This window comes from Pseudomonas sp. S2_B07 (assembly GCF_054668435.1).
In genome coordinates this window covers 3,941,105-3,965,247 of the sequence record NZ_CP162769.1, presented here as the reverse complement: position 1 = coordinate 3,965,247, position 24,143 = coordinate 3,941,105, and the positions used below count along the sequence as shown (strand labels likewise).

The following is a 24,143-nucleotide window of genomic DNA, read 5'->3' as shown; positions in this document are numbered from 1 at the left end:
CCTGCTCGCGATGGAGCCAGCCAAGTTTTAGAGGGTCTTCACTGAAGCCGGATTGATCATCTTCGCCAACCCAAGGTTCTTCAGCGCCAGTTGCAGGGAGCTGTGGATAACTTGCGGGTTGTCGATGGTCATCAGCTCTGCGAGCAAATCCTTGGCCTTGCTCAGGTTGATCTGACGCAGCATCCACTTCACTTTCGGCAAGTTGGTGGCGTTCATCGACAGGCTGTCGAAGCCCATCGCCATCAACAGCACCGCTGCTGCCGGATCACCGGCCATCTCACCACAGATGCTTACCGGCTTGCCTTCGGCATGGGCATCACGCACCACGTTCTGCAACGCCTGAAGCACCGCCGGGTGCAGGTAGTCGTAAAGGTCGGCCACCCGTGGGTTGTTGCGGTCCACGGCCAGCAGGTACTGAGTCAGGTCGTTGGAGCCGACCGACAGGAAGTCCACTTGCCGCGCCAGTTCCTTGGTCTGGTACACCGCCGCCGGAATCTCGATCATCACGCCAATCGGCGGCATCGGCACGTCGGTGCCTTCGTCGCGGACTTCACCCCAGGCCCGGTGAATCAGGTGCAGGGCTTCTTCGAGTTCGTGGGTGCCGGAGATCATCGGCAGCAGAATCCGCAGGTTGTTCAAGCCTTCGCTGGCCTTGAGCATGGCGCGGGTCTGCACCAGGAAGATTTCCGGGTGATCGAGGGTGACGCGAATCCCGCGCCAGCCGAGGAACGGGTTGTCCTCCTTGATCGGGAAGTACGACAACGCCTTGTCGCCGCCAATGTCCAGGCTGCGCATGGTGACCGGTTGCGGATGGAACGCGGCGAGCTGCTCGCGGTAGATCGCCAACTGCTCCTTTTCGCTCGGAAACCTCTGGTTGATCATGAACGGCACTTCGGTGCGGTACAGACCCACGCCTTCCGCGCCACGCTTCTGCGCCCGCGCCACGTCCGCCAGCAGGCCGGTGTTGACCCACAGCGGCATGCGGTGACCGTCGAGGGTCACGCACGGCAAGTCGCGCAGGGAGTCGAGACCGAGTGCCAGCTGCTTCTCTTCTTCCACCACTTCGGCGAACTGCTTGCGTAGCACGTCGCTAGGGTTGGTGTAGACCTCGCCGCGATTACCATCGACGATCAATTCGATGCCGTCGACCTTGGCATAGGGCAGGTCGACCAGGCCCATCACCGTCGGGATGCCCATTGCCCGGGCCAGGATCGCGACGTGGGAGTTGCCTGAACCGAGGACCGAGACCAGACCGACCAGCGTGCCTTCCGGCACCTCGCCGAGCATCGCCGGCGTCAGTTCTTCGCTGACCAGAATGGTTTTTTCCGGGTAGACCAGATTCTGCTGACGCTCTTCCTGCAGATACGCCAGCAAACGCCGGCCAAGGTCCTTGACGTCCGAGGCGCGCTCACGCAGGTAGGCGTCGTCCATCAATTCGAAACGGTTGACGTGCTCAGTGACCACTTGGCGCAACGCACCCTGGGCCCACTGGCCGGTCTTGATCACCGTGGTCACTTCGCTGCCCAGCGCCTCGTCGGCGAGCATCATCAGGTAGACGTCGAACAAGGCCCGTTCTTCGGGGCGCAGTTGCGAGGCCAATTTGGCGGACAACGCGCGCATGTCGGCGCGCACGCCTTCGATGGCCGTCTTGAACAACGCCAGTTCAGCGTCGATGTCGGTGATGGTCTTGTCCGGCACCACGTCCAGATCAGCCGGTGGCAGCATGACCACCGCCGTACCGACCGCTGCACCCGGTGAACCCGGCACACCGACGAACTTGGCTTCCTGGATGCCTTTGCCCTGACGGCCCAGGCCGCGGATCGAACCGGTGGCCTCGGCGTGAGCAATAACGCCGGCAAGCTGCGCGCTCATGGTCACGAGAAAGGCTTCTTCACCTTCATCGAACTGGCGGCGTTCTTTTTGCTGGATGACCAACACGCCGACGACGCGGCGGTGGTGAATGATCGGCGCCCCGAGGAAAGAGGCGTAGCGCTCTTCACCGGTCTCGGCGAAGTAGCGGTAGCGCGGGTGATCCGCGGCGTTTTCGAGGTTCAGCGGTTCTTCACGCGTGCCGACCAGGCCGACCAGACCTTCATTGGGCGCCATGCTGACTTTGCCGATCGAGCGCTTGTTCAAGCCCTCGGTCGCCATCAGCACGAAGCGGTTGGTCTCGGGGTCAAGCAGATAGACCGAGCAGACCTGGCTGCCCATGGCCTCTTTGACGCGCAATACAATAATGCCCAACGCCGCCTTGAGATCCTTGGCGGAGTTAACTTCCTGGACGATCTTGCGCAGCGTATTGAGCATGGCTCGGGGTCGAACTCCGTCGTCAGTCGCGCGTTAAAAGGCGCGGGGCAAGCTCTTTGAGAGCGCGTCGATACACCTCGCGCTTGAATGTCACCACCTGGCCCAACGGATACCAATAGCTGACCCAGCGCCAGCCATCGAATTCCGGTTTACCGGTCAAATCCATCCGCACCCGCTGCTCGTTGGAGATCAGGCGCAGGAGAAACCACTTCTGTTTCTGGCCGATGCACAGCGGTTGGCTGTGGGTACGGACCAGACGTTGCGGCAAACGATAGCGCAACCAGCCCCGGGTGCAGGCGAGAATTTCAACATCTTCACGCTCAAGACCCACTTCTTCGTTCAACTCGCGGTACAAGGCGTCTTCCGGCGTCTCCTGGGGGTTGATCCCGCCCTGAGGAAACTGCCAGGCATCTTGATTGATACGGCGAGCCCATAGCACCTGTCCGGCATCATTCGTGAGAATGATCCCGACATTGGGGCGGAAACCATCGGGGTCGATCACGGCAACAACCTCGCAAACGCATGTCGCCGCATTGTTCCACAAAGGTTGTGAAAGCAGCAACGCGCCGACCGACCTTATGTGCACTCTTGTGAAAAGTCCGTATTCTGGGCGCCTTTCTACAGACTTTTCAGCGAGTAACTGCAATGCGTCTGGCTTTATTCGACTTGGACAACACCCTGCTGGGCGGCGACAGTGACCACGCCTGGGGCGATTACCTGTGCGAGCGCGGCTTTCTCGACGCCGTCGCCTACAAGGCACGCAACGACGAGTTCTATCAGGATTACCTGGCTGGCAAGCTGGATAACGACGCTTACCTGAACTTCTGCCTGGAAGTGCTCGGGCGCACCGAAATGGCCACGCTGGATCAATGGCACCTCGATTACATGCGCGATTGCATCGAGCCGATCGTGTTGCCGCAGGCCATCGAATTGCTGGCCAGACACCGCGAGGCCGGGGACAAACTGGTGATCATCACCGCGACCAACCGTTTCGTGACCGGGCCGATCGCCCAGCGCCTGGGGGTTGAAACCCTGATCGCCACCGAGTGCGAGATGGTCGATGGCCGTTATACCGGGCGTAGCACCGATGTGCCGTGCTTTCGCGAAGGCAAGGTGACGCGGTTGACTCGTTGGCTGGAAGAAACCGGGCATTCGTTGGAAGACAGCTATTTCTATAGCGACTCGATGAATGATTTATCGTTGCTGGAGCAGGTAACGAATCCGGTCGCGGTGGATCCGGATCCGAATTTGCGCGCCGAGGCCGAGAAGCGTGGATGGCCGGTGATTTCGTTGCGCGATTGAAATCGCCATCGCGGGCAAGCCCGCTCCCACAAGGTTCTGCTGCGTGACATAGAAAGCATTTACAGCAGTGAACCCTGTGGGAGCGGGCTTGCCCGCGATTGGGTCGACTCAGTCTCTACCCTTAAACAGGCTTGGCACCCATCAACCCCGCAATGGCGACAAAGCAGACAAAACTGAACAACGCCAAGGCAAAGGTAAATCTCCCCACCCCTCCCGGCGTCTTGCGCAGCTTGTTAAGCCGCACCAACAGCCAAAACCACGCCAACGCCGCCACGGTGTAAAGCACACTCGACGCCAACAACCACGTCTGCCCCAACGGCCAGCCCACCAGATGCACCATCCCCCAGCCGGTGAACGGCATGCTCAACAGCGCCAGGCCCATCAACAACCAGATGAACACCCGTGGCCGTTGCAGGGTGCGGCTGCCGGCCGTCGCGTCACCTTTGCGTCGCGCGATAAAAACCCAGATCCCCAAGCCCAGCGCACTGATCAGCAACACCACCGTTGCAACCATGTGCGCCACTTTCAGGGCAGTTAACGTTTCCATTGTCCGATTTCCTTATGACCTGCCCATCAGCGTAGCCGCTCAGCCCAGAAACAGCTTATAGGCCGGGTTATCGCTTTCGTCCCAGTACGGGTAACCGATTTCTTCCAGCGCCGCCGGTACCAGATGACGCTCGTCGTGCGGTACTTGCAGGCCCGCGACCACTCGACCGTCCGCCGCGCCGTGGTTGCGGTAGTGGAACATCGAGATGTTCCAGCGCCCGCCCAGCTTGTTGAGGAAGTTGAACAGCGCACCCGGACGCTCCGGAAATTCGAAGCGCAGGATCACTTCGTCGACCACCTGCGCCGCACGACCACCGACCATGTGACGGATGTGCAACTTGGCCAGTTCGTTGTCAGTCAGGTCCAGCACCGGGAAGCCCTGCTCGGTCAGGCTCGCCAGCAGCGCACTGCGCGGATCGGTTTCCGGGTGCGTCTGCACGCCCACGAAAATGTGCGCTTCGCTGCCGGTGTTGTAGCGGTAGTTGAATTCGGTGATCTGGCGCTTGCCGATGGCTTCGCAGAACGCCTTGAAGCTGCCCGGTTTCTCGGGGATGGTCACGGCGATGATCGCTTCACGGCCCTCGCCCAGTTCGGCGCGTTCGGCGACGTGGCGCAAACGGTCGAAGTTGACGTTGGCGCCGGAGTCGATGGCCACGAAAGTGTGGCCGGTGACGCCGTTCTGCTCGACGTATTTCTTGATTCCCGCCACACCCAACGCGCCGGCCGGCTCGGTGATCGAGCGGGTATCGTCGTAGATATCCTTGATCGCCGCGCAGATCTCATCGGTACTGACCGTGATCACGTCATCGACATAGTCTTTGCAGATGTCGAAAGTGTGCTGGCCGATCTGCGCCACCGCCACGCCGTCGGCGAAGATGCCCACGGTCGGCAATACCACGCGCTCGCCGGCCGCCATCGCCGCTTGCAGGCAATTGGAGTCGTCTGGCTCGACACCGATGATCTTGATTTCCGGGCGCAGGTATTTCACGTACGCCGCGATGCCGGCGATCAGGCCGCCGCCACCGACCGGAACGAAAATAGCGTCGAGACGGCCAGGGTGTTGGCGCAGAATCTCCATCGCCACGGTGCCCTGCCCGGCAATGGTGTGGGGATCGTCGTACGGGTGGATATAGACGTAGCCTTTTTCGTCGACCAGTTTCAGCGAGTAGGCCAGGGCTTCCGGGAACGAATCCCCGTGCAGCACCACTTTGCCGCCGCGCGAACGCACGCCTTCGACTTTGATTTCCGGGGTGGTCTTGGGCATGACGATGGTGGCTTTCACGCCCAACACTTTCGCCGCCAGGGCCAGGCCTTGCGCATGGTTGCCCGCCGACGCCGTGACCACGCCGCGAGCACGCTCTTCATCGGTCAACTGGGTCAGCTTGTTGTAAGCGCCACGAATCTTGAACGAGAACACCGGCTGCAAGTCTTCGCGCTTGAGCCAGACACTGTTGCCCAGCCGCTCGGAGAGCTGGCGGGCAGTCTGCAATGGGGTTTCTACGGCAACGTCATAAACGCGCGAGGTGAGGATCTTTTTGACGTACTGTTCGAGCATCGGAAAGCATCACTGAGCGGGCTGGGCAGGGTTAGGGTCTGTTGACGTTTGGTGGCGGGCCGCGACGGAGGCCAATTTTGCGCAGGGCAAGGCGCGAGGAACGCAGTTTGGTTGTTCCAAATAAGTTCCGAGCAACGCAGCCCTGCGCAAAATTGGCACCGTCCCTTCGGGTTGTGCGCCAAATTGCGCGAGGCTGCGTTGCGGGATTTGCCAAGGGAACGACCATGGGCGGCATCCCGCGCCTTGCCTCGCGCAATTTGGCGCACAACGCGGCCCACCACCAAACGTCAACAGACCCTCGGAGTCTAACCCGGCTTTCGGCCGGGCGACCACACGAATCAAGAGGTTTTAACCCCGCATGGGGCTATAATGCCGGCCTTTCCGTTTCCCCCTGCCCGCTTTCGGAGCCCGCATGACCCAGGATCAACTCAAACAGGCAGTGGCTCAGGCCGCCGTCGACTTCATCCTCCCGAAACTCGACGACAAGAGCATCGTCGGGGTCGGCACCGGCTCCACTGCCAACTGCTTCATCGACGCCCTGGCCAAGCACAAAGGCGCGTTCGACGGCGCGGTCGCCAGCTCCGAAGCCACTGCCGCCCGCCTTAAAGGCCATGGCATTCCGGTGTATGAGCTAAACACGGTCAGCGACCTGGAGTTCTACGTCGACGGCGCCGATGAAAGCGACGCGCACCTGAACCTGATCAAGGGCGGTGGCGCTGCCCTGACCCGCGAGAAGATTGTCGCGGCCGTGGCCAAGACTTTCATCTGCATCGCCGACGCCAGCAAACTGGTGCCGGTGCTCGGTGAGTTCCCGCTGCCGGTCGAAGTGATCCCGATGGCCCGCAGCCACGTGGCCCGCGAGCTGGTGAAACTGGGCGGCGACCCGGTTTACCGCGAAGGCGTGCTGACCGACAACGGCAACATCATCCTCGACGTGTTCAACATGCAGATCACCAATCCGGTTGAACTGGAACGCCAGATCAACGCGATTGTCGGCGTGGTCACCAACGGCCTGTTCGCGGCGCGTCCAGCGGACCTGCTGTTGCTGGGCACCAGTGAAGGCGTGAAAACCCTGCGCGCCGAGTAAGCCCGCCGCAACGCCAACCTGTGGGAGCCGGGCTTGCCCGCGATGGCGGAATATCAGTCACAGATTTATCGACTGACACGACCTCATCGCGGGCAAGCCCGGCTCCCACAGTGCTTTTTTAGGGAGGGGTTTTAGGGTTGCGCGGGTTTTTTGAAGGCGTAGAACAGGTTCGGCTCACTGACGAGGTACATCGTGCCGTCGTCGTCCATGGCGATGCCTTCCGCTTGCGGCACGGTCTTTTGCAGGCCCTGGCGCCCCTTGTTCAGTGACATTGTACTCAGCGGTCGACCGTCCACATCCAGTTCAATAATCAGCCGCGACTCGTCGGACAGCGCCAGCAAATGGCCGCTGCGTTCGTCGTATTGCAGGCTCGACAGGTCTCGCACAAACATCCCGGCATCGCGCTTGGGGTTGTTCACCACGTGCACGGCGTAGGATTTCTCCGGGTTGTAATGGGGGAAGCCCTGCACTTCGTAGATCAGCATTGGGTCGCGCTCCTTGGCGACGAACAACCGTTTGCCCACCGAATCGTAAGCCAGCCCTTCAAACCCTTTGTTACTGCCCATGTGCACGCCGAGAACCATCTGCTCGGCATCCGCCCCGTCAAGGAACGTCGTATCCGGATCCAGGCGAATCTTGATCAGCCGTTGCTGGCTCTCATCGGTGATCACGTAAGTGTCAGCGCTGATGAACTCCACCGCCTCCGGATCACCGAAACCAATCAAGGCCACGCGCCGCAGGATCTTGCCCTCAAGCGACAACTCGATCAGCTCGGAATCTTTATTGGTGACCGTGAACAGGCTTTTGCGCACCGGATCGAACGTCAGCGCCGAAACGTTATCGTCCAGCCCGTCGATCACCCGTGCCTCGATGTCGACCCGATATTGATCCAGGCCAATGGATACGCTGCTCTGCGGCTGCCAAAGCGTATGCAGGTTGAACCAGGCACGCTCGAACAGGCGCATGTATTGGCCGACCGCAACCAGCGCGATCAGCGCAATCACTGACAGGATCAAAACGAGGGGTTTGGGACGGGCAAGTCGGCGCATTCAGGCGAGCTCGAAAACAAAACGGGCGGATGAAATATCACGCCCGTATGAATTCAAGCTTAATGGTCAGTGGCTTGCGACCACAACCGCGGGTGTGTGGCGACTATTTCTGCTGTTCGAAGCGGTAGAACAGGTTGGGTTCACTGACCATGTACAAGTTGCCCGCTTCGTCCATGGTCACGCCTTCGGCCCGGGGAATGGTGTTCTTCAGGCCGTTGAAGCCGCGCAACAGGGTGATGAAACTGACTTGCTCACCCTTTTTGTCCAGCTCCATCAACAAGTGCGAGTCGGCAGACAGCACCAGCATGTGGCCCGTGCGCGGATCAATGGCCAGCGCCGACAGGTTGCGCATGTCCAGCGCATGACTGGCCAGCTTCAGCTTGTCACCGGTCAGGACCCGGCCGTCACCTTTCCAGGCAAACAAGGCCGGCGGACGCTCTTCGCCCAGCAGCAGCTGCTGGTTTTGCGAATCCCAGGTAACCCCTTCAAAGGCCTTGTTCTGGTCTTTCGAAGGCCCGAGGTCGTACTTCGTAAAGTCGGCGATGTTCAATTCACGGGTGTTGGCATCGACCTTGACGACGGTGATCAAGTGCTCGCGCTCATCGACAATCGCCAGCAGGCCGTTGCCCAGCACCGTGACACCTTCCGGGTTGCTCCAGCCCACCAGCGGCATTTTGCGCAGGACATCGCCTTGAAGATTCAGCTCGACCAGAAACGGGTTCTTGCCCATGACCGAAAACAGCGTTTTGGTCTGAGGATCGTAAGCGAGGTCCGAAGCTTCGTCCTTTTCCATGCCCGGCAATACCTTGGCATCGATCACTGCCCGGTAGTCCGGAAGCCAGATACTGGCCTGACGCTCGGCCGGGCTCTTGAATTGCTCTTTCACCCAGAGCACGCCGCGATTATCCCAATGCATTGCAAAGGCAACGCCGTACGCAATGACCGCCACCAGCAACAGCCAGGCATACCAAGGCAGCGCGAAGCGCGAGCGGCGGGTTGTTTTGAGAGTCGACAGCGGGGGGGTGGCCATTGAGGGATGCGTTCCAGAAATTCAGGCTAGGGGTAATAGCACAATTGGGGCCGGCTCAGACGCCGCAAGCCCCCGGAATTATCCAGACGAAATGTGAAAAAAACGGGAAATGGCGGGATTGCCCTACCTGTCGCAGGACTTGAAACCACTAAATACCAATGTGGGAGCGAGCTTGCTCGCTCCCACTGGGTTTTTGCAGTATTGGGGTTAGCGCACGTTGCTGGTGAAGCTACTCGCACCAGGCAACTCCAGAACAATCTCATCGCCGACATTCAACGGACCAACGCCCACCGGCGTGCCGGTCAGGATCACGTCACCGGCCTGCAGCGAGAAGCAGCCGGCCATGTGCTGGATCATCGGCACGATCGGGTTGAGCATCGCGCTGCTGTTGCCATCCTGGCGCACTTCGCCGTTGATGGTCAGGCGAATGCCAATATCGGTCAGGTCGGCAAAGGTGCTACCAGACACGAACGGCGCGATCACCGCCGCGCCGTCGAACGACTTGGCGATTTCCCACGGCAGGCCCTTGGATTTCAGCTCCGCCTGCTTGTCGCGCAGCGTCAGGTCCAGTGCCGGAGCGAAACCGGAGATGGCGTCCAGCACTTCTTCGCGGCTCGGCTTGGTCGACAACGGCTTGCCGATCAACACAGCGATTTCCGCTTCGTAGTGCACCGAACCGCGCTCGGTCGGAATGGCAAAACCACCTTCCAGCGGCACGACGCAACTGCCCGGCTTGATGAACAGCAGCGGCTCGGTAGGCACCGGGTTGTCCAGTTCCTTGGCGTGTTCGGCGTAGTTACGGCCGATGCACACCACTTTCCCCAGCGGGAAATGAATACGCGTACCGTCGACATACTGGTGCTGATAGCTCATTACCGACTCCTGATTCGTGCTCTGAACATTCGAAAATCAAACAGCAAAGATCTTGCCCGGGTTCATGATGCCGTTCGGATCGAACACCGCTTTAACCGCTTTCATGTACTCGATCTCGACCGGCGAACGGCTGTAGGTCAAGTAATCACGTTTGGTCATGCCCACGCCGTGCTCGGCGGAAATCGAACCGTTGTACTTCTCGACGGTTTCGAACACCCACTTGTTGACGGTCGCGCACTTGGCGAAGAACTCGTCCTTGCTCAGGTTCTCCGGCTTGAGGATGTTCAAGTGCAGGTTGCCGTCGCCGATGTGGCCGAACCAGACGATTTCGAAATCCGGGTAGTGTTCGCCGACGATCGCGTCGATTTCCTTGAGGAACGCCGGCACTTTCGACACGGTGACCGAAATGTCGTTCTTGTACGGCGTCCAGTGGGAAATGGTTTCGGAGATGTATTCGCGCAGCTTCCAGAGGTTCTGCAGCTGGGTTTCGCTCTGGCTCATCACGCCGTCCAGCACCCACCCTTGCTCGACGCAGTGTTCGAAGGTTTCCAGCGCGTGGTTGGCCACTTCTTCGGTGGTCGCTTCGAATTCCAGCAATGCGTAGAACGGGCAATCGGTTTCGAAAGGTGCCGGAACATCGCCACGGGCCATGACTTTGGCCAGGGCTTTGTCGGAGAAGAATTCGAAGGCGGTCAGGTCGAGTTTGCTCTGAAACGCGTGCAATACCGGCATGATCGAGTCGAAATCGGTGGTGCCGAGGACCATCGCGGTGAGGTTTTTCGGGGCACGATCCAGACGCATGGTCGCTTCGACCACAAACCCGAGGGTGCCTTCGGCGCCGATGAACAGCTGACGCAGGTCGTAACCGGTGGCGTTCTTGATCAGGTCGCGGTTCAGTTCCAGCAGGTCACCCTTGCCGGTCACGACTTTCATGCCGGCAACCCAGTTACGGGTCATGCCGTAGCGAATGACCTTGATCCCGCCGGCATTGGTGCCGATATTGCCGCCAATCTGGCTGGAACCTGCCGAAGCAAAATCCACCGGGTAGTACAGGCCTTTTTCTTCCGCGACATTCTGCAAATGCTCGGTCACGACGCCTGGTTGACAAACGGCAGTGCGGTCGGTGAGGTTCACATCGAGAATCTGGTTCATGTAGTCGAACGACACAACCACTTCGCCATTGGCTGCCACCGCTGCGGCGGAAAGCCCGGTACGTCCACCGGACGGCACCAGCGCCACCTTGCGTTCATTGGCCCAACGGACAATGGCCTGCACCTGTTCGGTGGTCTTGGGAAACACGATGGCGGTCGGGGCCGGAGCAAAATGCTTGGTCCAATCCTTACCGTAAGCATTCAGGGAGTCGGCATCGGTCAGCACCTTGCCAGGCTCAACCAGGGTCTTCAGCTCATCAATCAGCGCAGGATTGGTCATCGACAGAACTCTCGAACAATTCATGGTCATCCTGAGAACGCTTCACGTCGCAGGAATGAGTGTTTAGCGGGGTGCGTATGCTAGCATACCGACCCCGCAGCATAGTGCCCAACGGCCAATCTGCGGCGACGGCTTTCCTGCCGTCCGGGTCAGCGTCTGCTGGCTATTTCCTGCCATTTTTCTCCGGGATACAGGTTTACGCAGATGAGCAAGACTTCTCTCGATAAGAGCAAGATCAAGTTCCTTCTTCTCGAAGGCGTCCACCAATCGGCTGTCGACGTTCTCAAGTCGGCGGGCTACACCAGCATCGAGTACCTCACCGGTTCTCTGCCGGAAGCCCAGCTGAAGGAAAAGATCGCTGATGCGCACTTCATCGGCATTCGCTCCCGCACTCAACTGACCGAAGAGATCTTCGATCACGCGAAGAAGCTGGTCGCGGTCGGCTGTTTCTGCATCGGCACCAACCAGGTCGACCTGAACGCAGCGCGCGAACGCGGGATTGCGGTGTTCAACGCACCGTACTCCAACACCCGTTCCGTCGCCGAGCTGGTGTTGGCGGAAGCGATCCTGCTGCTGCGCGGCATCCCTGAGAAGAACGCTTCCTGCCACCGTGGCGGCTGGATCAAAAGCGCGGCCAACTCCTTCGAGATCCGCGGCAAGAAGCTGGGCATCGTCGGTTACGGCTCGATCGGTACGCAACTGTCGGTCCTGGCTGAAGGCCTGGGCATGCAGGTGTACTTCTACGACACCGTGACCAAGCTGCCACTGGGTAACGCCACCCAGGTCGGCAACCTGCACGAGCTGCTGGGCATGTCCGACATCGTCACCCTGCACGTTCCGGAAACCGCAGCCACCCAGTGGATGATCGGCGAGAAGGAAATCCGCGCCATCAAGAAGGGCGGCATCCTGATCAACGCCGCTCGCGGCACCGTGGTCGAACTGGACGCCCTGGCGGACGCGATCAAGGACAAGCACCTGATCGGCGCGGCCATCGACGTGTTCCCGGTGGAGCCACGCTCCAACGACGAAGAGTTCGAAAGCCCGCTGCGTGGCCTGGACAACGTGATCCTGACCCCGCACATCGGTGGTTCCACCGCTGAAGCGCAAGCCAACATCGGTCTGGAAGTGGCAGAAAAACTGGTCAAGTACAGCGACAACGGTACGTCCGTATCGTCGGTGAACTTCCCGGAAGTGGCCCTGCCGGCTCACCCTGGCAAGCACCGTCTGCTGCACATCCACGAGAACATTCCGGGTGTGATGAGCGAGATCAACAAGGTGTTCGCCGAAAACGGCATCAACATCTCCGGTCAGTTCCTGCAGACCAACGAGAAAGTCGGCTACGTCGTGATCGACGTCGACGCCGACTACTCGGAAATCGCCCAAGAGAAACTGCAGCACATCAACGGCACCATTCGTTGCCGCGTGTTGTTCTGATAGCGACTTGAGCGACAAAAAAAGGAGACCTTCGGGTCTCCTTTTTCATGCCTGCGGAAACGTTATTTCACTGTCACGGTAATCTTTTCCGAAACGATTGGAGGATCGAAAGCCATGTGGTTCTTGTCACCCAGCTCCAGCTGCAAAGTGTGCTTGCCCGGGGTCAACTCCAGCTCGGTTTCGGTCTGAGCCTTGCCGAAATGGATGTGGTTGGCATCTGCCGGAATCAAAGAGCCAGCAGGGATCGTACTCTTGGCGTCGACCAACAGGTGATGATGGCCAGTGTTCGCGGTAGCGTCGCCTGCCGGCGCCAGCGCAATACCTTTTACTTCAAACTTGACCTTGAATTTCGTACCCACGACGGCACCACTGCCAGGCTCAACGATACTCACGGAAGCACCCGCCGGCGCCGGCGTGGCCGCACTGGCCAGCAGTGAGACACCCATCAGCAGGCCAGCCAAGGCAGCACGAGACATAAACGTTTTCATTCTCTTCTCCAGTTTTTTCGTAAAATCCGCGTGACCATGACAACTTCATGGTCAATCGTTGTCGAAGGCACTCGACAACCATAGCAAAGCGAGCCCGACCCAGAGCATCGCGATAATGAATTCAAAGGAGTGACCATGCGCTTTTTGCCTGGCCTGATTTGCCTGCTACCCCTTTTGAGCCCTTTGGCTCATGCCGAACTGATTGACGACATCAACGACCGTGGCGAACTGCGTATTGCTCTTGAGGCTAATACACCGCCTTTCAATTTCAAGGATGAAGGCAAGCTCAGCGGGTTCGAAGTCGAGCTGGGCCAACTGCTGGCCGACGAACTCGATGTCCGCTCCGACTTCGTCGTCACCGATTCGGGCGATCTGTTGACCGGCGTAGAAAGCGGCAAGTACGACGTCGCCATCAACCACATAGCAATGACCCCGGATCTGAAGGATCGTTTCGATTTCAGCGAACCTTACCTTCAAACCGATGCGCAATTGATCGCGAAGAAAGAAGAGCCGCGCTCGATGCTGCTGGCGCAGTCGTTTGCCGAAGAGAAACCCAAGGCCAATCCTCCGGTGGGTTTGGCGATTCCGTTTCAGAAGGGCAACCCGGCGTTTCATGCCAGCCTGGAGAGTGCGCTGCAGCGGATCAAGGATGATGGCCGGATGGCGGCGCTGGAGAAGAAGTGGTTTGGGGCGGATGCGAGCGTGGCGCCGAAACCCTGACTCAGGGCAAATGACTACCCCTGTAGGAGTGAGCCAGCTCGCGATAGCGTTGGATCAGTCAGCAGAGTTGTTGAATGTTAGTCCGCCATCGCGAGCAGGCTCACTCCTACAGGGGGGTGGTGTCAGTCGAGAGCGCTCAGGGCGGCAGCCGCTTGCGGCAACTCCAACTCACTGAAAACCTGCACACCATTGCGCTTGAGCAACGCCGCGGTCACACCCTCACCCGCCACCTTCACGCCGCTGAAGCTTCCGTCATACGTCAGCAAATTCCCGCATGACGGGCTATTGGCCTTGAGCACGGCAATGCGGATACCGTGCTTTTGCACCAGTTCCAGCGCCTGATAAGCCCCCGACAGAAACTGCGCACTGACATCCTCGCCGTCGGTGGTGATCACGCTGGCGTGGCCATCCAGCACTTCAGCGCCCTGCCCGCCAGGAATTTCCGCCGCCGCCCTCGGTGTCGGCAAACCGCCAGCCACTTCGGGGCACAACGGGATGACCCGGCCTTCATCCAGCCACTGCTGGAGCTGATCGAATGGCCCGCTCGCCCCGCCGTCGTAACGTACGCGGTGGCCCAGCAGGCAGCGGCTTACCAGAATCTTTGGCATGATCAGAACGGCTCGTTACCCCGGCGTCGGAACCAGCCGGTCAACGACAGGCGATCCCGGGTCGCGGGCAGGACTTCGTGGGGGACTTCGCCGGACAGAAACACCACCAGGCATCCGCCGACAGGTTCCACATCGTAGGCCCGGTCTTCCTCCAGATACATGCGCAACTGTCCTCCGTGCTCGGGCAGCCAACCGTCATTGAGGTACACCACGGCCGAGACCATGCGCCGGTCGTCATCGCGGAAACGGTCGACGTGCCGGAGGTAAAACGCGCCCGGCGGGTACAGCGCGAAATGGCTTTCGAAATCCTCCAGGCCCAGAAACAAACCGCGATTCATCGCTTCGCGCAGGCTGTCCATCAAGGCCAGATAGCTGTCGCACGCCTCCGCCTGGCCGGGATCGATCCACTGGATATGGTCGCCACGAATCCCTTCGCGAACCTCCGATGACGGCCCTCGGCCTACCGCTGCGGGGGCCAGTTCACCCTCGGCTGCACGTTTACGGCACTCAGCCGCCAGCGCCCGGGTCAGATCCTCAGGCAGGAAAATGTTCTGTTGCGACCAGCCGTTTGCAGCCAGGTCGTCAACGATACGTAACAGCAGCGGGTGATCAGAGGGTATTTGCATGCCGCGCATAGTATTCCTGTGCCTGAAAATCCGACAGAGCCACGCAGCGGGTTGATACGAATTCTCGACAAGTACGGATGCCACACGGAGAATAGTCGCCTGCTGACAGGAGTCCCTATGCGCCGGTTGCTTTTTTCACTGTTGATGCTCTGTGTTTTGCCCGCTTGGGCAGACGGCCACGACCAGTTGTATAAAGTCGCCGGCTGGCCAGACCAACGTGCGCATTTCAACGATGCCCTGACAGCCGCGCAACAACGCTACGAAAGCAGCCTGCCACCGGCGGTGTTTCAGGCACTGGTCAACAACAGCAATCAGCGATTCGCTCCGCAGTCGGTCGATCAACGCGCCGAAGCACAATTACGTAAAAGCCTGGCCGACCCAAAACCGGCACTGACCTTCTTCCAATCGCCCTTGGGCAAAAAAGTCGTGGCTGCCGAGTTGCTGGCCACCCGTCGCGACCAACTGGCGAAAAACGCCAAGGGCCTGCCGAAGATGCAGGCCAGCGACAGCCGTCAACTGATCATCGGCCACCTGGCCCAGGCCCTGCCCGCTCGCGAGGCGGGTGCTGAGGTCAGCCTGGCGATTGCCGGTGTCGCGGCTGACAGCCTGAGTTCGATGATCCCCGGGTTGCTCGGCAGTGGACAGTCGCAAGGGATCTTGAACGGTCAGCGCCTGCGTTTGATGGACCAGATCGGCAGCGACCTGAACAACACGCTGCTGTATGTCTATCGCGACCTGTCGGATAACGAACTGGAAGAGTTCGCTACGTTTGCCGAGTCCACTGAAGGCCAGGCGTATTACCAGGCGGCGCTGGCGGCGATTCGGGCGGGGTTGGCGGTGGGGCAAAGCACTTCGAACCTTTCCCAGTAAACTTCGGTGTCTGGGAAATCGCTATCGCGAGCAGGCTCACGCCTACAGGGGGAACGCGATCAACTGTAGGAGTGAACCTGCTCGCGATGAGGCCATCACCGGCGCTATAGATTCCGGCCCTTGATCCGCTTGCTCAAAAACCCGAAATACTCCTCCCGCATCACCAACGTTTCATTCGCCAGATGATGCCGCGCCTCCGGCAACATCAACACCTGAGGCCGATCGAACTTGGCCTTCAGTACCCCAAGGTTATGTTCCCAATCCACCGTCATGTCCGCCTGCCCCTGCACAATCAGCGGCCGGCGCGGGCTGTTCGGTGCGGCTTCGATCCGCTTGATCCAGCGCGCCAATGCCCCGACCCACGCCGTGGGCAGACGCAACGGCTGCAACGGATCGGCCTGCAGGAATGGCAGGAAATCAGGGTCGTTGGAGTTCTCGCTGAAACGTCGGGCGATGGCTTTGACGAACGGTTTGAGCAGGTAATAGCTGAGCTTTGACCACCCCCAGGCACGCGGCCGGACCAGGGGTGACAACAGGATTACCTGACCTTGAGCCGGGCTGTTCGTGCCGTGGTTGAGCACATGATCGATCACAATCGCCCCGCCCGTGCTCTGCCCGCACAGGTGCCAGGGCTGCGGCAGGTCAATGGACAACGCCTCGGCGAACAATCCTTGCAGCGTGTCCTGATACTCGGCGAATTCCTTGATGCTCGCCCGCTCGCCGCTGGACAGACCGTGCCCCGGCAAGTCGCAGGCAATCACGGCAAAACCCTGATCCAGCGCCCACTCGATCACATGACGGTAGAGCCCGGTGTGATCGTAGAAACCGTGGAACAGGAACAGCGTCGCCTTCGCCCGCTCAGGCCACCAGAACTGACTGACCAACTGATAGCCATCGACCTCGAAACACCCTAGCCCGCTTCGCAGTGTACGTCCTGGAAAATCCAGCCCGTAAAAGTGCTGATACGCCATGGCCTCGGTCGACAGCGCCTGCCCTTCAGCCAATGGCCGCAGGCTGGCGCGCAAATGATCGGGGGCAAACGTGGCTGACATGAAAGATTCCAGAGCGTTAAACAGACTTTATAGGCCTGCGATATTCATCTGTCGCAGCAAGCATGGCAAGCTAGCCGGCCTTCGAGGATGAAACCCATGCGCCCGGCCTACCGCACCACACTGCTTGCCAGCCTGCTCGCCCTCGTGTGTGCCGGTGTCCTGTGGGCCGCGTATGACTGGTTTCAAGGACGTTACTTACGGGCGTTCAGCGAACACACCGCGGTATTTTCCGGCGACCCGCTGCGCCTGCCCGATGACCTCGCCGGCCCGGGCGCCATTCGCCTGGTGCACTTCTGGGACCCGGCCTGCCCGTGCAACGTCGGCAATCAGCAACACCTGAGCGAACTGGTTGAGCGCTATGTGCCACAGGGCGTCGAGTTTTATGCCGTGCAAAAACCCGGCAGTCACGGCCAGCTCCCCACCACATTGAGCAGCCTGAAAACCATTACCGTCCTGCCCGGCTCTGAACAGATACCTGCCAGCCCGGCCGTAGCGATCTGGGACCGCGCCGGCAAACTGGCTTACTTCGGCCCGTACAGCGAAGGCCTGACCTGCAATTCGAACAACAGCTTTATCGAACCCATCCTGCAAGCGCTGAGCGAAGGTCGCGCAGTGAATGCAACGCATACGCTGGCCATCGGTTGTTACTGCCCATGGCCCGTTGAAGTGAAATAAGGCATTACTGACTTTTGCAGGACCGCGATGCCCGGCACAGGAGGTCTGTGCTACATGTTGGCAGCCCACACGGGCGGCAATCCAAAAAGAACAAGGAGTCACCATGAAACGCGTCCTGACCGTACTTGCCTTGCTGATTGTCGCGCTCGCCATCGGGGTCGGCGGGTATGTGTACAGCAAGCAGCCGACGCGCCAGGGTCAAGTGGAATTGCAACACCTGCAAGGTTCGGTGAGCGTGCGCTACGACGAGCGCGGCGTTCCGCATATCCGCGCGGAAAACGAGACCGACCTCTACCGTACCCTCGGTTATGTGCAGGCCCAGGACCGTTTGTTCCAGATGGAAGCCATGCGCCGCCTGGCCCGTGGTGAACTGGCCGAAATCTTCGGCCCGAAACTGATCGACACTGACAAGCTGTTCCGCAGCCTGCGCATCCGCGAGCGGGCTGACAGCTACGTCGCCGCGCTGGATCGGCAGTCCCCGGCGTGGAAGGCCCTGGAAGCTTATCTGGACGGTATCAATCAATATCAGGACACGCATGCAGCGCCTGTCGAGTTCGACGTGCTGGGCATCCACAAACGCCCGTTCACGGCGCAAGACAGCATCAGCGTCGCCGGTTACATGGCGTACAGCTTTGCCGCGGCGTTTCGCACCGAACCGTTGCTGACGTTCGTGCGCGATCAATTGGGTGCCGACTACCTGAACATCTTCGACCTCGACTGGCAGCCCAAAGGCGTCCTGGCCAAAGGGCATTCCACGCCTGCGCCAAGCCTGTCCAGCAGCGACTGGAAAGACTTGAACGCCCTCGCCCGCCTGAGTGAACAGGCACTGGCCGACAATGGCCTGCCGCAATTCGAGGGCAGTAATGCCTGGGTGATTTCCGGCAACCGCACCAAAAGCGGCAAGCCGCTGCTGGCCGGCGACCCGCATATTCGCTTTTCCGTGCCGGCAGTCTGGTACGAGGCACAACTCTCGGCGCCAGGCTTTGAGTTGTACGGTCACCATCAGGCGTTGGTGCCGTTTGCGTTTCTGGGCCACAACCTGGACTTCGGCTGGAGTCTGACGATGTTCCAGAACGACGATCTGGACCTGATCGCCGAGAAGACCAACCCGGACAATCCGAACCAGGTCTGGTACCGCGGCAAGTGGGTGGACATGGTCACCACCGAGCAACAGATCGCCGTGAAGGGGCAGGAGGCGGTCAAGCTGACGCTGCGTCAATCACCCCACGGCCCGATCATCAACGATGCGCTTGGCACGGCGGCCGGCAAGACGCCGGTGGCGATGTGGTGGGCGTTCCTTGAAACACCGAACCCGATTCTCGAAGGCTTCTATCAGCTCAACCGCGCCGACACCCTGGCCAAGGCGCGCGCCGCTGCGGCCAAGGTTCAGGCACCGGGTTTGAACATCGTCTACGCCAACGCCAAGGGCGACATCGGCTGGTGGGCTTCGGCCCTGCTGCCCAAGCGCGCGGCCGGGGTGAAACCCGGTTTCATCCTCGACGGCAGCACCAATCAGCCGGACAAGGACGGTTTCTACCCGTTCAGCGCCAACCCGCAAGAGGAGAACCCGGCGCGCGGCTATATCGTCTCGGCCAACTTCCAGCCGCTGTCGCCGACCGGCATGGAGATTCCCGGTTATTACAACCTGGCCGATCGCGGCCAGCAGCTCAATCGCCAGCTCAGCGACAAAAACGTGAAGTGGGACATCGACGCCAGTCAGAAGCTGCAACTGGGCACCACCACCGCCTACGGTCCAAGGCTGTTGGCGCCGTTGTTGCCGGTGCTGCGTGAGGTGGTGACTGATCCCGCCGGACTGAAACTGGTGGAACAACTGGCGCAGTGGAAAGGCGACTATCCGCTTGATTCGACCAGCGCCACGCTGTTCAACCAGTTCCTGTTCAACCTCGCTGACGAGACGATGCACGATGAACTGGGCAATGATTTTTTCGAGACCTTGCTCTCGACCCGCGTGATCGATGCCGCACTGCCGCGCCTGGCTGCCACGCCTGATTCACCGTGGTGGGACAACCGCAACACCCTCGGCAAGGAAACCCGCGCCGACACCGTCAAGGTGGCCTGGCAAGCGAGCATCGCCCACCTCAAGACCACCCTCGGCGCGGATTCGGCACAGTGGCAGTGGGGCAAGGCGCATACCCTGACCCATGGTCATCCACTGGGCGTGCAGAAGCCGCTGGATCGGGTCTTCAACGTCGGGCCGTTCGACGCACCCGGTACCCACGAAGTGCCGAACAACCTCTCGGCCAAAATCGGCCCGGCACCCTGGCCGGTGACTTATGGCCCGTCGACGCGGCGCCTGGTCGACTTCGCCGACCCGGCTCACAGCCTGACCATCAACCCGGTCGGCCAGAGCGGCGTGCCATTCGACAGTCATTACGATGACCAGGCCGAGGCGTATGTCGAAGGGGTGTACTACGAAGCGCATTTCAACGACGAAGAAGTCACGGCCAATACGCGCAGTACGTTGAAGTTTTTGCCGGCCAGGGCTGCGCCTTAAATCTTCAGTGTCTGGACTGACGCTATCGCGAGCAAGCTCGCTCCTACATTGGAATGCGTTTCAACTGTAGGAGTGAACCTGCTCGCGATGGGGCCTTCAAACCATCGCCGCAAAGTTCAGCCTGAACTGCTGTGGCGTTACCCCCAATCGGCGGTTGAACACGCTGCGCATGTGCTGGGCATCGCGGAATCCACATTGGTAGGCCACGGTCTTGAGCGGCGAATGCGTGCTCTCCAGCAGCACCCGCGCCGCATCCACCCTCGCCCGCTCGACGAATTCCGCCGGGGTGATTTTGGCTTCCTTGGCGAACACCCGGGAAAAATTGCGGGTGCTCATGTTGGCCGCGTTCGCCAGGTCCGCGATGGTCAGGTCGCCGGTAAGGTTGGCCAGCACGTAGAGCTGAACCAGCGCCACGGCAGAGGTGGGTTCAGCGTGGGGCGTGAGAAACGGGCTGAACTGCGATTGCCCGCCCGAGCGTTGGGTGAACACCACCAGGCGCTTGGCCACGTTCAATGCGACTTCCGGTCCGTGGTCCATGGCCAGCAGATACAACGACAAATCGATCCCCGCCGTGACCCCGGCCGAGGTGTAGAGCTCACCGTCCTGCACGTACAAGCGATCCGCTTCGACCTGAGTCGACGGACATAACTGAGCCAGCGCGGCAGCGTCACCCCAGTGAGTCGTCACGGTTCGCCCCTCCAGCAATCCGGCCCGGGCGAGGATGAAGGCGCCGTTGCAGATCGAGCCAAAGCGTTGCGCCCGCGCGCAGGCAGATCGCAACCAGGTATCGAACGCCGCGCCGAAATCCATGAACGGCAACTGCGGCCCACCGGCCACCAGCAGCAAGTCATACGCCTCAAGCGCTTCGCTGAAGTGCCGGTGCGCATTGAGCGACAGACCGTTGGAACACGGCATCACCCCGCGCTCGACGCCGATCACTTCCAATCGATAGTGATCCGCTGGTTCGAGGAAACGATTGGCTTCAGAAAACACATCCATGGGACCGGTGACGTCCAGGGACTGAACGCCGGCGAAGACCACGATGGCGACGGTTTTACTCATGGAAACAAACGCCCTCAATTGTTAGCCATTACGCGACCGGTAGCAGCTGTCGAGCGTGCGAGGCTGCGTTCGGCTGCGCAGCAGTCGTGAAATCAGGCACCGCGGTTTTTCAGGTAAACCGCGTACTCCGGGTTTACGACTGCTTCGCAGCCGAACGCAGGCTCGGCAGCTGCTACAGATCCGTCCAACTTAGCCAATCCAGGCGCAACAAGCGAGGTTGGCGCGATATGCAGGTTCATTGGCAAGGATCGCAGCCATGGATCGATTGTCCGGTTTCAGGGGGCGGCACAGACTTTACCCATCAGCGCCGCCACGGCGTTCCCCACGAGGAAATCACCATGAGCAGCATCATTGCCGGTATCAAAATCCCCGACAGCGCACTGGCCAAGGCCACCACCGAATACATCCGCGACGTCGAATCCGACCTGCTGTATCACCACTCCCGCCGGGTGTTCCTGTTCGGTGCCTTGAGCGGCGAACGCAAGCAACTGGCCTACAACCCGGAGCTGTTGTACGTCGGCGCAATGTTCCATGACCTCGGTCTGGTGGAAGGTCATCGCAGCGCTGACGAGCGTTTTGAAGTCGACAGTGCCAATGCCGCCAAGGCGTTCCTCAAGCCTTATGGGCTGAGCGATGACGATATCGAGCAAGTCTGGCTGTCGATTGCGCTGCACACCACACCGGGCGTGCCGCAGCACCTGCGGCCGAACGTGGCGCTGGTGACCGCCGGGGTTGAAATGGATGTGCTGGGAATCGACTACGCGGCGTTTTCCACCGTGCAGCGCGAGGCGGTGGTGCATGCGCATCCACGCGGTGATGGGTTCAAGGAGTGCATCCTGTGTGCGTTCGCCAACGGCTTCAAGCACAAGCCGGACACGACGTTCGGCACGGTGAATGCGGATGTGCTGGTGGACAGCGAGGTGGGGTTCAAGCCGATGAACTTTGTCGAGATCATCCGCAAATCCCCTTGGGTTGCCTGAAACAACTGTGGGAGCGAGCTTGCTCGCGATGGCGGACTAACATTCAACATCTTCGCTGAATGTAATGGCCTCATCGCGAGCAAGCTCGCTCCCACAGGGGAGTTGGGTTGGCCACGTATTTGTGGTCAACCCGGCATTGCGCTTAAGCCGCTTCCGGCGCCGGGGCGCGGCGTACGTCCGGTTGTTTCCAGGAGTCGGCAGCGCCTTCTTCGATGGCTTGCTGAATCGCACGCTTGCGGCTTTCTTCGGCGCGGCGGCTGAAAAACCAGACCAGGAAGGTCACGATCGACACCGCCAGCAGAATCAGGCTGGCCACCGCGTTGATCTCCGGCTTCACGCCCAGGCGCACCGCCGAGAACACTTCCATCGGCAAGGTCGTCGAACCCGGGCCCGACACGAAACTCGCCAGCACCAGGTCATCCAGCGACAGGGCAAACGACATCATGCCGCCCGCCGCCAGCGACGGCGCGATCATCGGGATGGTGATCAGGAAGAACACCTTCCACGGCCGTGCACCGAGGTCCATGGCCGCTTCTTCGATGGACAGGTCCAGCTCACGCAAGCGCGCCGACACCACCACCGCCACATACGCGGCACAGAACGTCGTGTGCGCAATCCAGATGGTGATGATCCCGCGTTCCTGTGGCCAACCGATCATCTGCGCCATCGCCACGAACAGCAGCAACAGCGACAGACCGGTGATCACTTCGGGCATCACCAACGGTGCGGTCACCAGACCGCCGAACAGCGTACGCCCCTTGAAGTGGGTGATACGGGTCAGGACGAACGCCGCCAATGTACCGAGCGCAACCGCTGCAATCGCCGTGTAGCAGGCGATTTCCAGCGAGCGCACCACCGAGCCCATCAGTTGGCTGTTGTCGAGCAGGCCGACGTACCACTTGATCGACCAGCCGCCCCACACCGTCACCAGTTTCGAGGCGTTGAACGAGTAGATCACCAGGATCAGCATCGGGGCGTAGATAAACAGCAAACCGAATACCAGCATCAGGCTGGAGAAACTGAAGCGCTTCATTCTTTGCCCTCCATTTCTTTGGCCTGACTGCGGTTGAACAGGATGATCGGCACAATCAGGATCGCCAGCATCACCACCGCCAGGGCAGACGCCACCGGCCAGTCACGGTTGTTGAAGAACTCTTGCCACAGCACTTTACCGATCATCAGGGTTTCCGGACCGCCGAGCAGTTCCGGGATCACAAACTCACCGACCACCGGGATAAATACCAGCATGCAACCGGCGATGATGCCGTTTTTCGACAGCGGAATCGTGATCTTCCAGAAACTGTTGAACGTGCTCGAACCGAGGTCCGAGGCGGCTTCCAGCAGGCTCTGATCGTGCTTCACCAGGTTGGCGTAGAGCGGCAGGATCATGAACGGCAGGTAGGAATAAACAACACCGATGTACACCGCGAGGTTGGTGTTGAGGATCTGCAGCGGTTCGTTGATCCAGCCCATGCTCATCAGGAAACCGTTGAGCAGGCCGTTGTTGCTGAGGATACCCATCCACGCATACACGCGAATCAGGATCGCGGTCCAGGTCGGCATCATGATCAGCAGCACCAGTACCGTTTGCAGCTCTTTACGGGCGCTGGCGATGGCGTAGGCCATCGGGTAACCGATCAGCAGGCAGAGGATGGTGCTGAACAACGCCATCTTCAACGAGCCGAGGTAAGCGGCGATGTACAACTCGTCGTCGCCGAGCATCGCGTAGTTGCCGAGGTTGAGCAGCACCTGCAGCTTCTGGTCGACGAAGTTGTAGATCTCGGTGTACGGCGGAATGGCCACGTCGGCTTCGGCGAAGCTGATCTTCAAGACGATGAAGAACGGCAACATGAAGAACATGAACAGCCAGATGAACGGAACCCCGATGACCAGCTGACGGCCACCGGGAATTATTCGATTGAGGCGGCGTTTG

23 protein-coding genes are annotated in these 24,143 nt (G+C 60.1%); 8 read left to right on the top strand and 15 right to left on the bottom strand.

Translation table 11 applies throughout. The annotated features are described in order from the left end of the window. Positions 1–27 precede the first annotated feature (27 nt). Both ptsP and AB4N43_RS18210 read right to left on the bottom strand, forming a co-directional pair. Positions 28–2,307 (bottom strand): phosphoenolpyruvate--protein phosphotransferase, encoded by a 2,280-nt coding sequence (ptsP, locus tag AB4N43_RS18215; RefSeq protein WP_027926511.1) that lies wholly within the window; start codon positions 2,305–2,307, stop codon positions 28–30. Between the two features lie 22 nt (positions 2,308–2,329). Further along, positions 2,330–2,809 carry an RNA pyrophosphohydrolase gene (locus AB4N43_RS18210; RefSeq protein ID WP_007945562.1) on the bottom strand — a complete coding sequence of 160 codons (480 nt, stop codon included), beginning with the start codon at positions 2,807–2,809 and terminating at the stop codon, positions 2,330–2,332. A 143-nt stretch (positions 2,810–2,952) separates the two neighbouring features. Between AB4N43_RS18210 and AB4N43_RS18205 the strand changes: the two genes are divergently transcribed. Further along, positions 2,953–3,609 (top strand): histidinol-phosphatase, encoded by a 657-nt coding sequence (locus tag AB4N43_RS18205; RefSeq protein WP_027926510.1) that lies wholly within the window; start codon positions 2,953–2,955, stop codon positions 3,607–3,609. A 121-nt stretch (positions 3,610–3,730) separates the two neighbouring features. Here the strand turns inward: AB4N43_RS18205 and AB4N43_RS18200 are convergent, their stop codons facing one another. Next, entirely contained in the window at positions 3,731–4,156 is a 426-nt protein-coding gene (locus AB4N43_RS18200) for a DUF2269 domain-containing protein (RefSeq protein ID WP_027926509.1), read from the bottom strand. A gap of 39 nt (positions 4,157–4,195) precedes the next feature. Continuing rightward, on the bottom strand, positions 4,196–5,710 hold the full coding sequence (gene ilvA / locus AB4N43_RS18195) for a threonine ammonia-lyase, biosynthetic (protein WP_027926508.1): 1,515 nt from the start codon (positions 5,708–5,710) through the stop codon (positions 4,196–4,198). 412 nt (positions 5,711–6,122) lie between these two features. Here ilvA and rpiA point away from each other — a divergent pair, with 412 nt between their 5' ends. Next, the gene (gene rpiA / locus AB4N43_RS18190) at positions 6,123–6,797 is read left to right on the top strand and encodes a ribose-5-phosphate isomerase RpiA (RefSeq protein WP_027926507.1); all 675 of its coding nucleotides are present in this window, start codon (positions 6,123–6,125) and stop codon (positions 6,795–6,797) included. Positions 6,798–6,928: 131 nt separating this feature from the next. Here the strand turns inward: rpiA and AB4N43_RS18185 are convergent, their stop codons facing one another. The 4 genes from AB4N43_RS18185 to AB4N43_RS18170 form a co-directional block, all read right to left on the bottom strand. After that, positions 6,929–7,846 (bottom strand): SdiA-regulated domain-containing protein, encoded by a 918-nt coding sequence (locus AB4N43_RS18185; RefSeq protein ID WP_410921206.1) that lies wholly within the window; start codon positions 7,844–7,846, stop codon positions 6,929–6,931. Positions 7,847–7,949: 103 nt separating this feature from the next. Beyond that, positions 7,950–8,876, bottom strand: coding sequence for an SdiA-regulated domain-containing protein (locus AB4N43_RS18180; protein WP_059182001.1), 927 nt, complete (start codon positions 8,874–8,876; stop codon positions 7,950–7,952). A 207-nt stretch (positions 8,877–9,083) separates the two neighbouring features. Beyond that, the gene (locus AB4N43_RS18175) at positions 9,084–9,749 is read right to left on the bottom strand and encodes a fumarylacetoacetate hydrolase family protein (RefSeq protein WP_027926504.1); all 666 of its coding nucleotides are present in this window, start codon (positions 9,747–9,749) and stop codon (positions 9,084–9,086) included. 36 nt (positions 9,750–9,785) lie between these two features. Beyond that, positions 9,786–11,180 carry an FAD-binding oxidoreductase gene (locus AB4N43_RS18170; RefSeq protein WP_027926503.1) on the bottom strand — a complete coding sequence of 465 codons (1,395 nt, stop codon included), beginning with the start codon at positions 11,178–11,180 and terminating at the stop codon, positions 9,786–9,788. Between the two features lie 204 nt (positions 11,181–11,384). Here AB4N43_RS18170 and serA point away from each other — a divergent pair, with 204 nt between their 5' ends. After that, on the top strand, positions 11,385–12,614 hold the full coding sequence (gene serA / locus AB4N43_RS18165) for a phosphoglycerate dehydrogenase (RefSeq protein WP_027926502.1): 1,230 nt from the start codon (positions 11,385–11,387) through the stop codon (positions 12,612–12,614). Between the two features lie 62 nt (positions 12,615–12,676). Here the strand turns inward: serA and AB4N43_RS18160 are convergent, their stop codons facing one another. After that, on the bottom strand, positions 12,677–13,102 hold the full coding sequence (locus AB4N43_RS18160; protein WP_027926501.1) for a DUF4399 domain-containing protein: 426 nt from the start codon (positions 13,100–13,102) through the stop codon (positions 12,677–12,679). Positions 13,103–13,237: 135 nt separating this feature from the next. Here AB4N43_RS18160 and AB4N43_RS18155 point away from each other — a divergent pair, with 135 nt between their 5' ends. After that, entirely contained in the window at positions 13,238–13,822 is a 585-nt protein-coding gene (locus AB4N43_RS18155) for a transporter substrate-binding domain-containing protein (protein WP_410921205.1), read from the top strand. Between the two features lie 122 nt (positions 13,823–13,944). Here the strand turns inward: AB4N43_RS18155 and AB4N43_RS18150 are convergent, their stop codons facing one another. Then, a complete protein-coding gene (locus tag AB4N43_RS18150) occupies positions 13,945–14,430 on the bottom strand; it encodes a 2-thiouracil desulfurase family protein (protein ID WP_027926499.1) in 486 nt (161 codons plus the stop codon). A gap of 2 nt (positions 14,431–14,432) precedes the next feature. After that, positions 14,433–15,065: a 2OG-Fe(II) oxygenase gene (locus tag AB4N43_RS18145; protein WP_027926498.1), complete on the bottom strand. Its 633-nt coding sequence runs from the start codon at positions 15,063–15,065 to the stop codon at positions 14,433–14,435. A gap of 108 nt (positions 15,066–15,173) precedes the next feature. On the opposite strand from AB4N43_RS18145, the gene AB4N43_RS18140 reads away from it, so the two are divergent. Beyond that, positions 15,174–15,926 carry a DUF2059 domain-containing protein gene (locus tag AB4N43_RS18140; RefSeq protein ID WP_027926497.1) on the top strand — a complete coding sequence of 251 codons (753 nt, stop codon included), beginning with the start codon at positions 15,174–15,176 and terminating at the stop codon, positions 15,924–15,926. A 104-nt stretch (positions 15,927–16,030) separates the two neighbouring features. Here AB4N43_RS18140 and bipL read toward each other — a convergent pair whose 3' ends face one another. Next, positions 16,031–16,978 carry a phospholipase BipL gene (bipL, locus tag AB4N43_RS18135; RefSeq protein ID WP_194940461.1) on the bottom strand — a complete coding sequence of 316 codons (948 nt, stop codon included), beginning with the start codon at positions 16,976–16,978 and terminating at the stop codon, positions 16,031–16,033. Positions 16,979–17,074: 96 nt separating this feature from the next. Between bipL and AB4N43_RS18130 the strand changes: the two genes are divergently transcribed. Both AB4N43_RS18130 and AB4N43_RS18125 read left to right on the top strand, forming a co-directional pair. Continuing rightward, entirely contained in the window at positions 17,075–17,653 is a 579-nt protein-coding gene (locus tag AB4N43_RS18130; RefSeq protein ID WP_027926495.1) for a DUF6436 domain-containing protein, read from the top strand. Between the two features lie 103 nt (positions 17,654–17,756). After that, positions 17,757–20,168 carry a penicillin acylase family protein gene (locus AB4N43_RS18125; protein WP_460151777.1) on the top strand — a complete coding sequence of 804 codons (2,412 nt, stop codon included), beginning with the start codon at positions 17,757–17,759 and terminating at the stop codon, positions 20,166–20,168. Positions 20,169–20,264: 96 nt separating this feature from the next. Here AB4N43_RS18125 and AB4N43_RS18120 read toward each other — a convergent pair whose 3' ends face one another. Continuing rightward, the gene (locus AB4N43_RS18120) at positions 20,265–21,230 is read right to left on the bottom strand and encodes a GlxA family transcriptional regulator (protein WP_027926493.1); all 966 of its coding nucleotides are present in this window, start codon (positions 21,228–21,230) and stop codon (positions 20,265–20,267) included. 338 nt (positions 21,231–21,568) lie between these two features. Between AB4N43_RS18120 and AB4N43_RS18115 the strand changes: the two genes are divergently transcribed. Then, on the top strand, positions 21,569–22,210 hold the full coding sequence (locus tag AB4N43_RS18115) for an HD domain-containing protein (protein WP_027926492.1): 642 nt from the start codon (positions 21,569–21,571) through the stop codon (positions 22,208–22,210). A 142-nt stretch (positions 22,211–22,352) separates the two neighbouring features. Here the strand turns inward: AB4N43_RS18115 and AB4N43_RS18110 are convergent, their stop codons facing one another. Together AB4N43_RS18110 and AB4N43_RS18105 are read right to left on the bottom strand one after the other, a co-directional pair. Beyond that, entirely contained in the window at positions 22,353–23,243 is an 891-nt protein-coding gene (locus AB4N43_RS18110) for an ABC transporter permease subunit (protein WP_027926491.1), read from the bottom strand. Further along, positions 23,240–24,121, bottom strand: a complete 882-nt coding sequence (locus tag AB4N43_RS18105) for an ABC transporter permease subunit (protein ID WP_172825964.1) — start codon at positions 24,119–24,121, stop codon at positions 23,240–23,242. Before AB4N43_RS18105 ends, AB4N43_RS18110 begins: the two co-directional genes overlap by 4 nt. Positions 24,122–24,143: the final 22 nt, after the last annotated feature.

Bases quoted from the DNA above. Each gene is read 5' to 3' on its own strand.
- AB4N43_RS18145 (WP_027926498.1), bottom strand. From the start codon at position 15,065: ATGCGCGGCATGCAAATACCCTCTGATCACCCGCTGCTGTTACGTATC.
- AB4N43_RS18200 (WP_027926509.1), bottom strand. From the start codon at position 4,156: ATGGAAACGTTAACTGCCCTGAAAGTGGCGCACATGGTTGCAACGGTG.
- AB4N43_RS18180 (WP_059182001.1), bottom strand. From the start codon at position 8,876: ATGGCCACCCCCCCGCTGTCGACTCTCAAAACAACCCGCCGCTCGCGC.
- serA (WP_027926502.1), top strand. From the start codon at position 11,385: ATGAGCAAGACTTCTCTCGATAAGAGCAAGATCAAGTTCCTTCTTCTC.
- ptsP (WP_027926511.1), bottom strand. From the start codon at position 2,307: ATGCTCAATACGCTGCGCAAGATCGTCCAGGAAGTTAACTCCGCCAAG.
- AB4N43_RS18130 (WP_027926495.1), top strand. From the start codon at position 17,075: ATGCGCCCGGCCTACCGCACCACACTGCTTGCCAGCCTGCTCGCCCTC.
- AB4N43_RS18170 (WP_027926503.1), bottom strand. From the start codon at position 11,180: ATGACCAATCCTGCGCTGATTGATGAGCTGAAGACCCTGGTTGAGCCT.
- AB4N43_RS18155 (WP_410921205.1), top strand. From the start codon at position 13,238: ATGCGCTTTTTGCCTGGCCTGATTTGCCTGCTACCCCTTTTGAGCCCT.
- rpiA (WP_027926507.1), top strand. From the start codon at position 6,123: ATGACCCAGGATCAACTCAAACAGGCAGTGGCTCAGGCCGCCGTCGAC.
- AB4N43_RS18140 (WP_027926497.1), top strand. From the start codon at position 15,174: ATGCGCCGGTTGCTTTTTTCACTGTTGATGCTCTGTGTTTTGCCCGCT.
- ilvA (WP_027926508.1), bottom strand. From the start codon at position 5,710: ATGCTCGAACAGTACGTCAAAAAGATCCTCACCTCGCGCGTTTATGAC.
- AB4N43_RS18120 (WP_027926493.1), bottom strand. From the start codon at position 21,230: ATGAGTAAAACCGTCGCCATCGTGGTCTTCGCCGGCGTTCAGTCCCTG.
- AB4N43_RS18185 (WP_410921206.1), bottom strand. From the start codon at position 7,846: ATGCGCCGACTTGCCCGTCCCAAACCCCTCGTTTTGATCCTGTCAGTG.
- AB4N43_RS18115 (WP_027926492.1), top strand. From the start codon at position 21,569: ATGAGCAGCATCATTGCCGGTATCAAAATCCCCGACAGCGCACTGGCC.
- AB4N43_RS18150 (WP_027926499.1), bottom strand. From the start codon at position 14,430: ATGCCAAAGATTCTGGTAAGCCGCTGCCTGCTGGGCCACCGCGTACGT.
- bipL (WP_194940461.1), bottom strand. From the start codon at position 16,978: ATGTCAGCCACGTTTGCCCCCGATCATTTGCGCGCCAGCCTGCGGCCA.
- AB4N43_RS18175 (WP_027926504.1), bottom strand. From the start codon at position 9,749: ATGAGCTATCAGCACCAGTATGTCGACGGTACGCGTATTCATTTCCCG.
- AB4N43_RS18125 (WP_460151777.1), top strand. From the start codon at position 17,757: ATGAAACGCGTCCTGACCGTACTTGCCTTGCTGATTGTCGCGCTCGCC.
- AB4N43_RS18205 (WP_027926510.1), top strand. From the start codon at position 2,953: ATGCGTCTGGCTTTATTCGACTTGGACAACACCCTGCTGGGCGGCGAC.
- AB4N43_RS18110 (WP_027926491.1), bottom strand. From the start codon at position 23,243: ATGAAGCGCTTCAGTTTCTCCAGCCTGATGCTGGTATTCGGTTTGCTG.
- AB4N43_RS18160 (WP_027926501.1), bottom strand. From the start codon at position 13,102: ATGAAAACGTTTATGTCTCGTGCTGCCTTGGCTGGCCTGCTGATGGGT.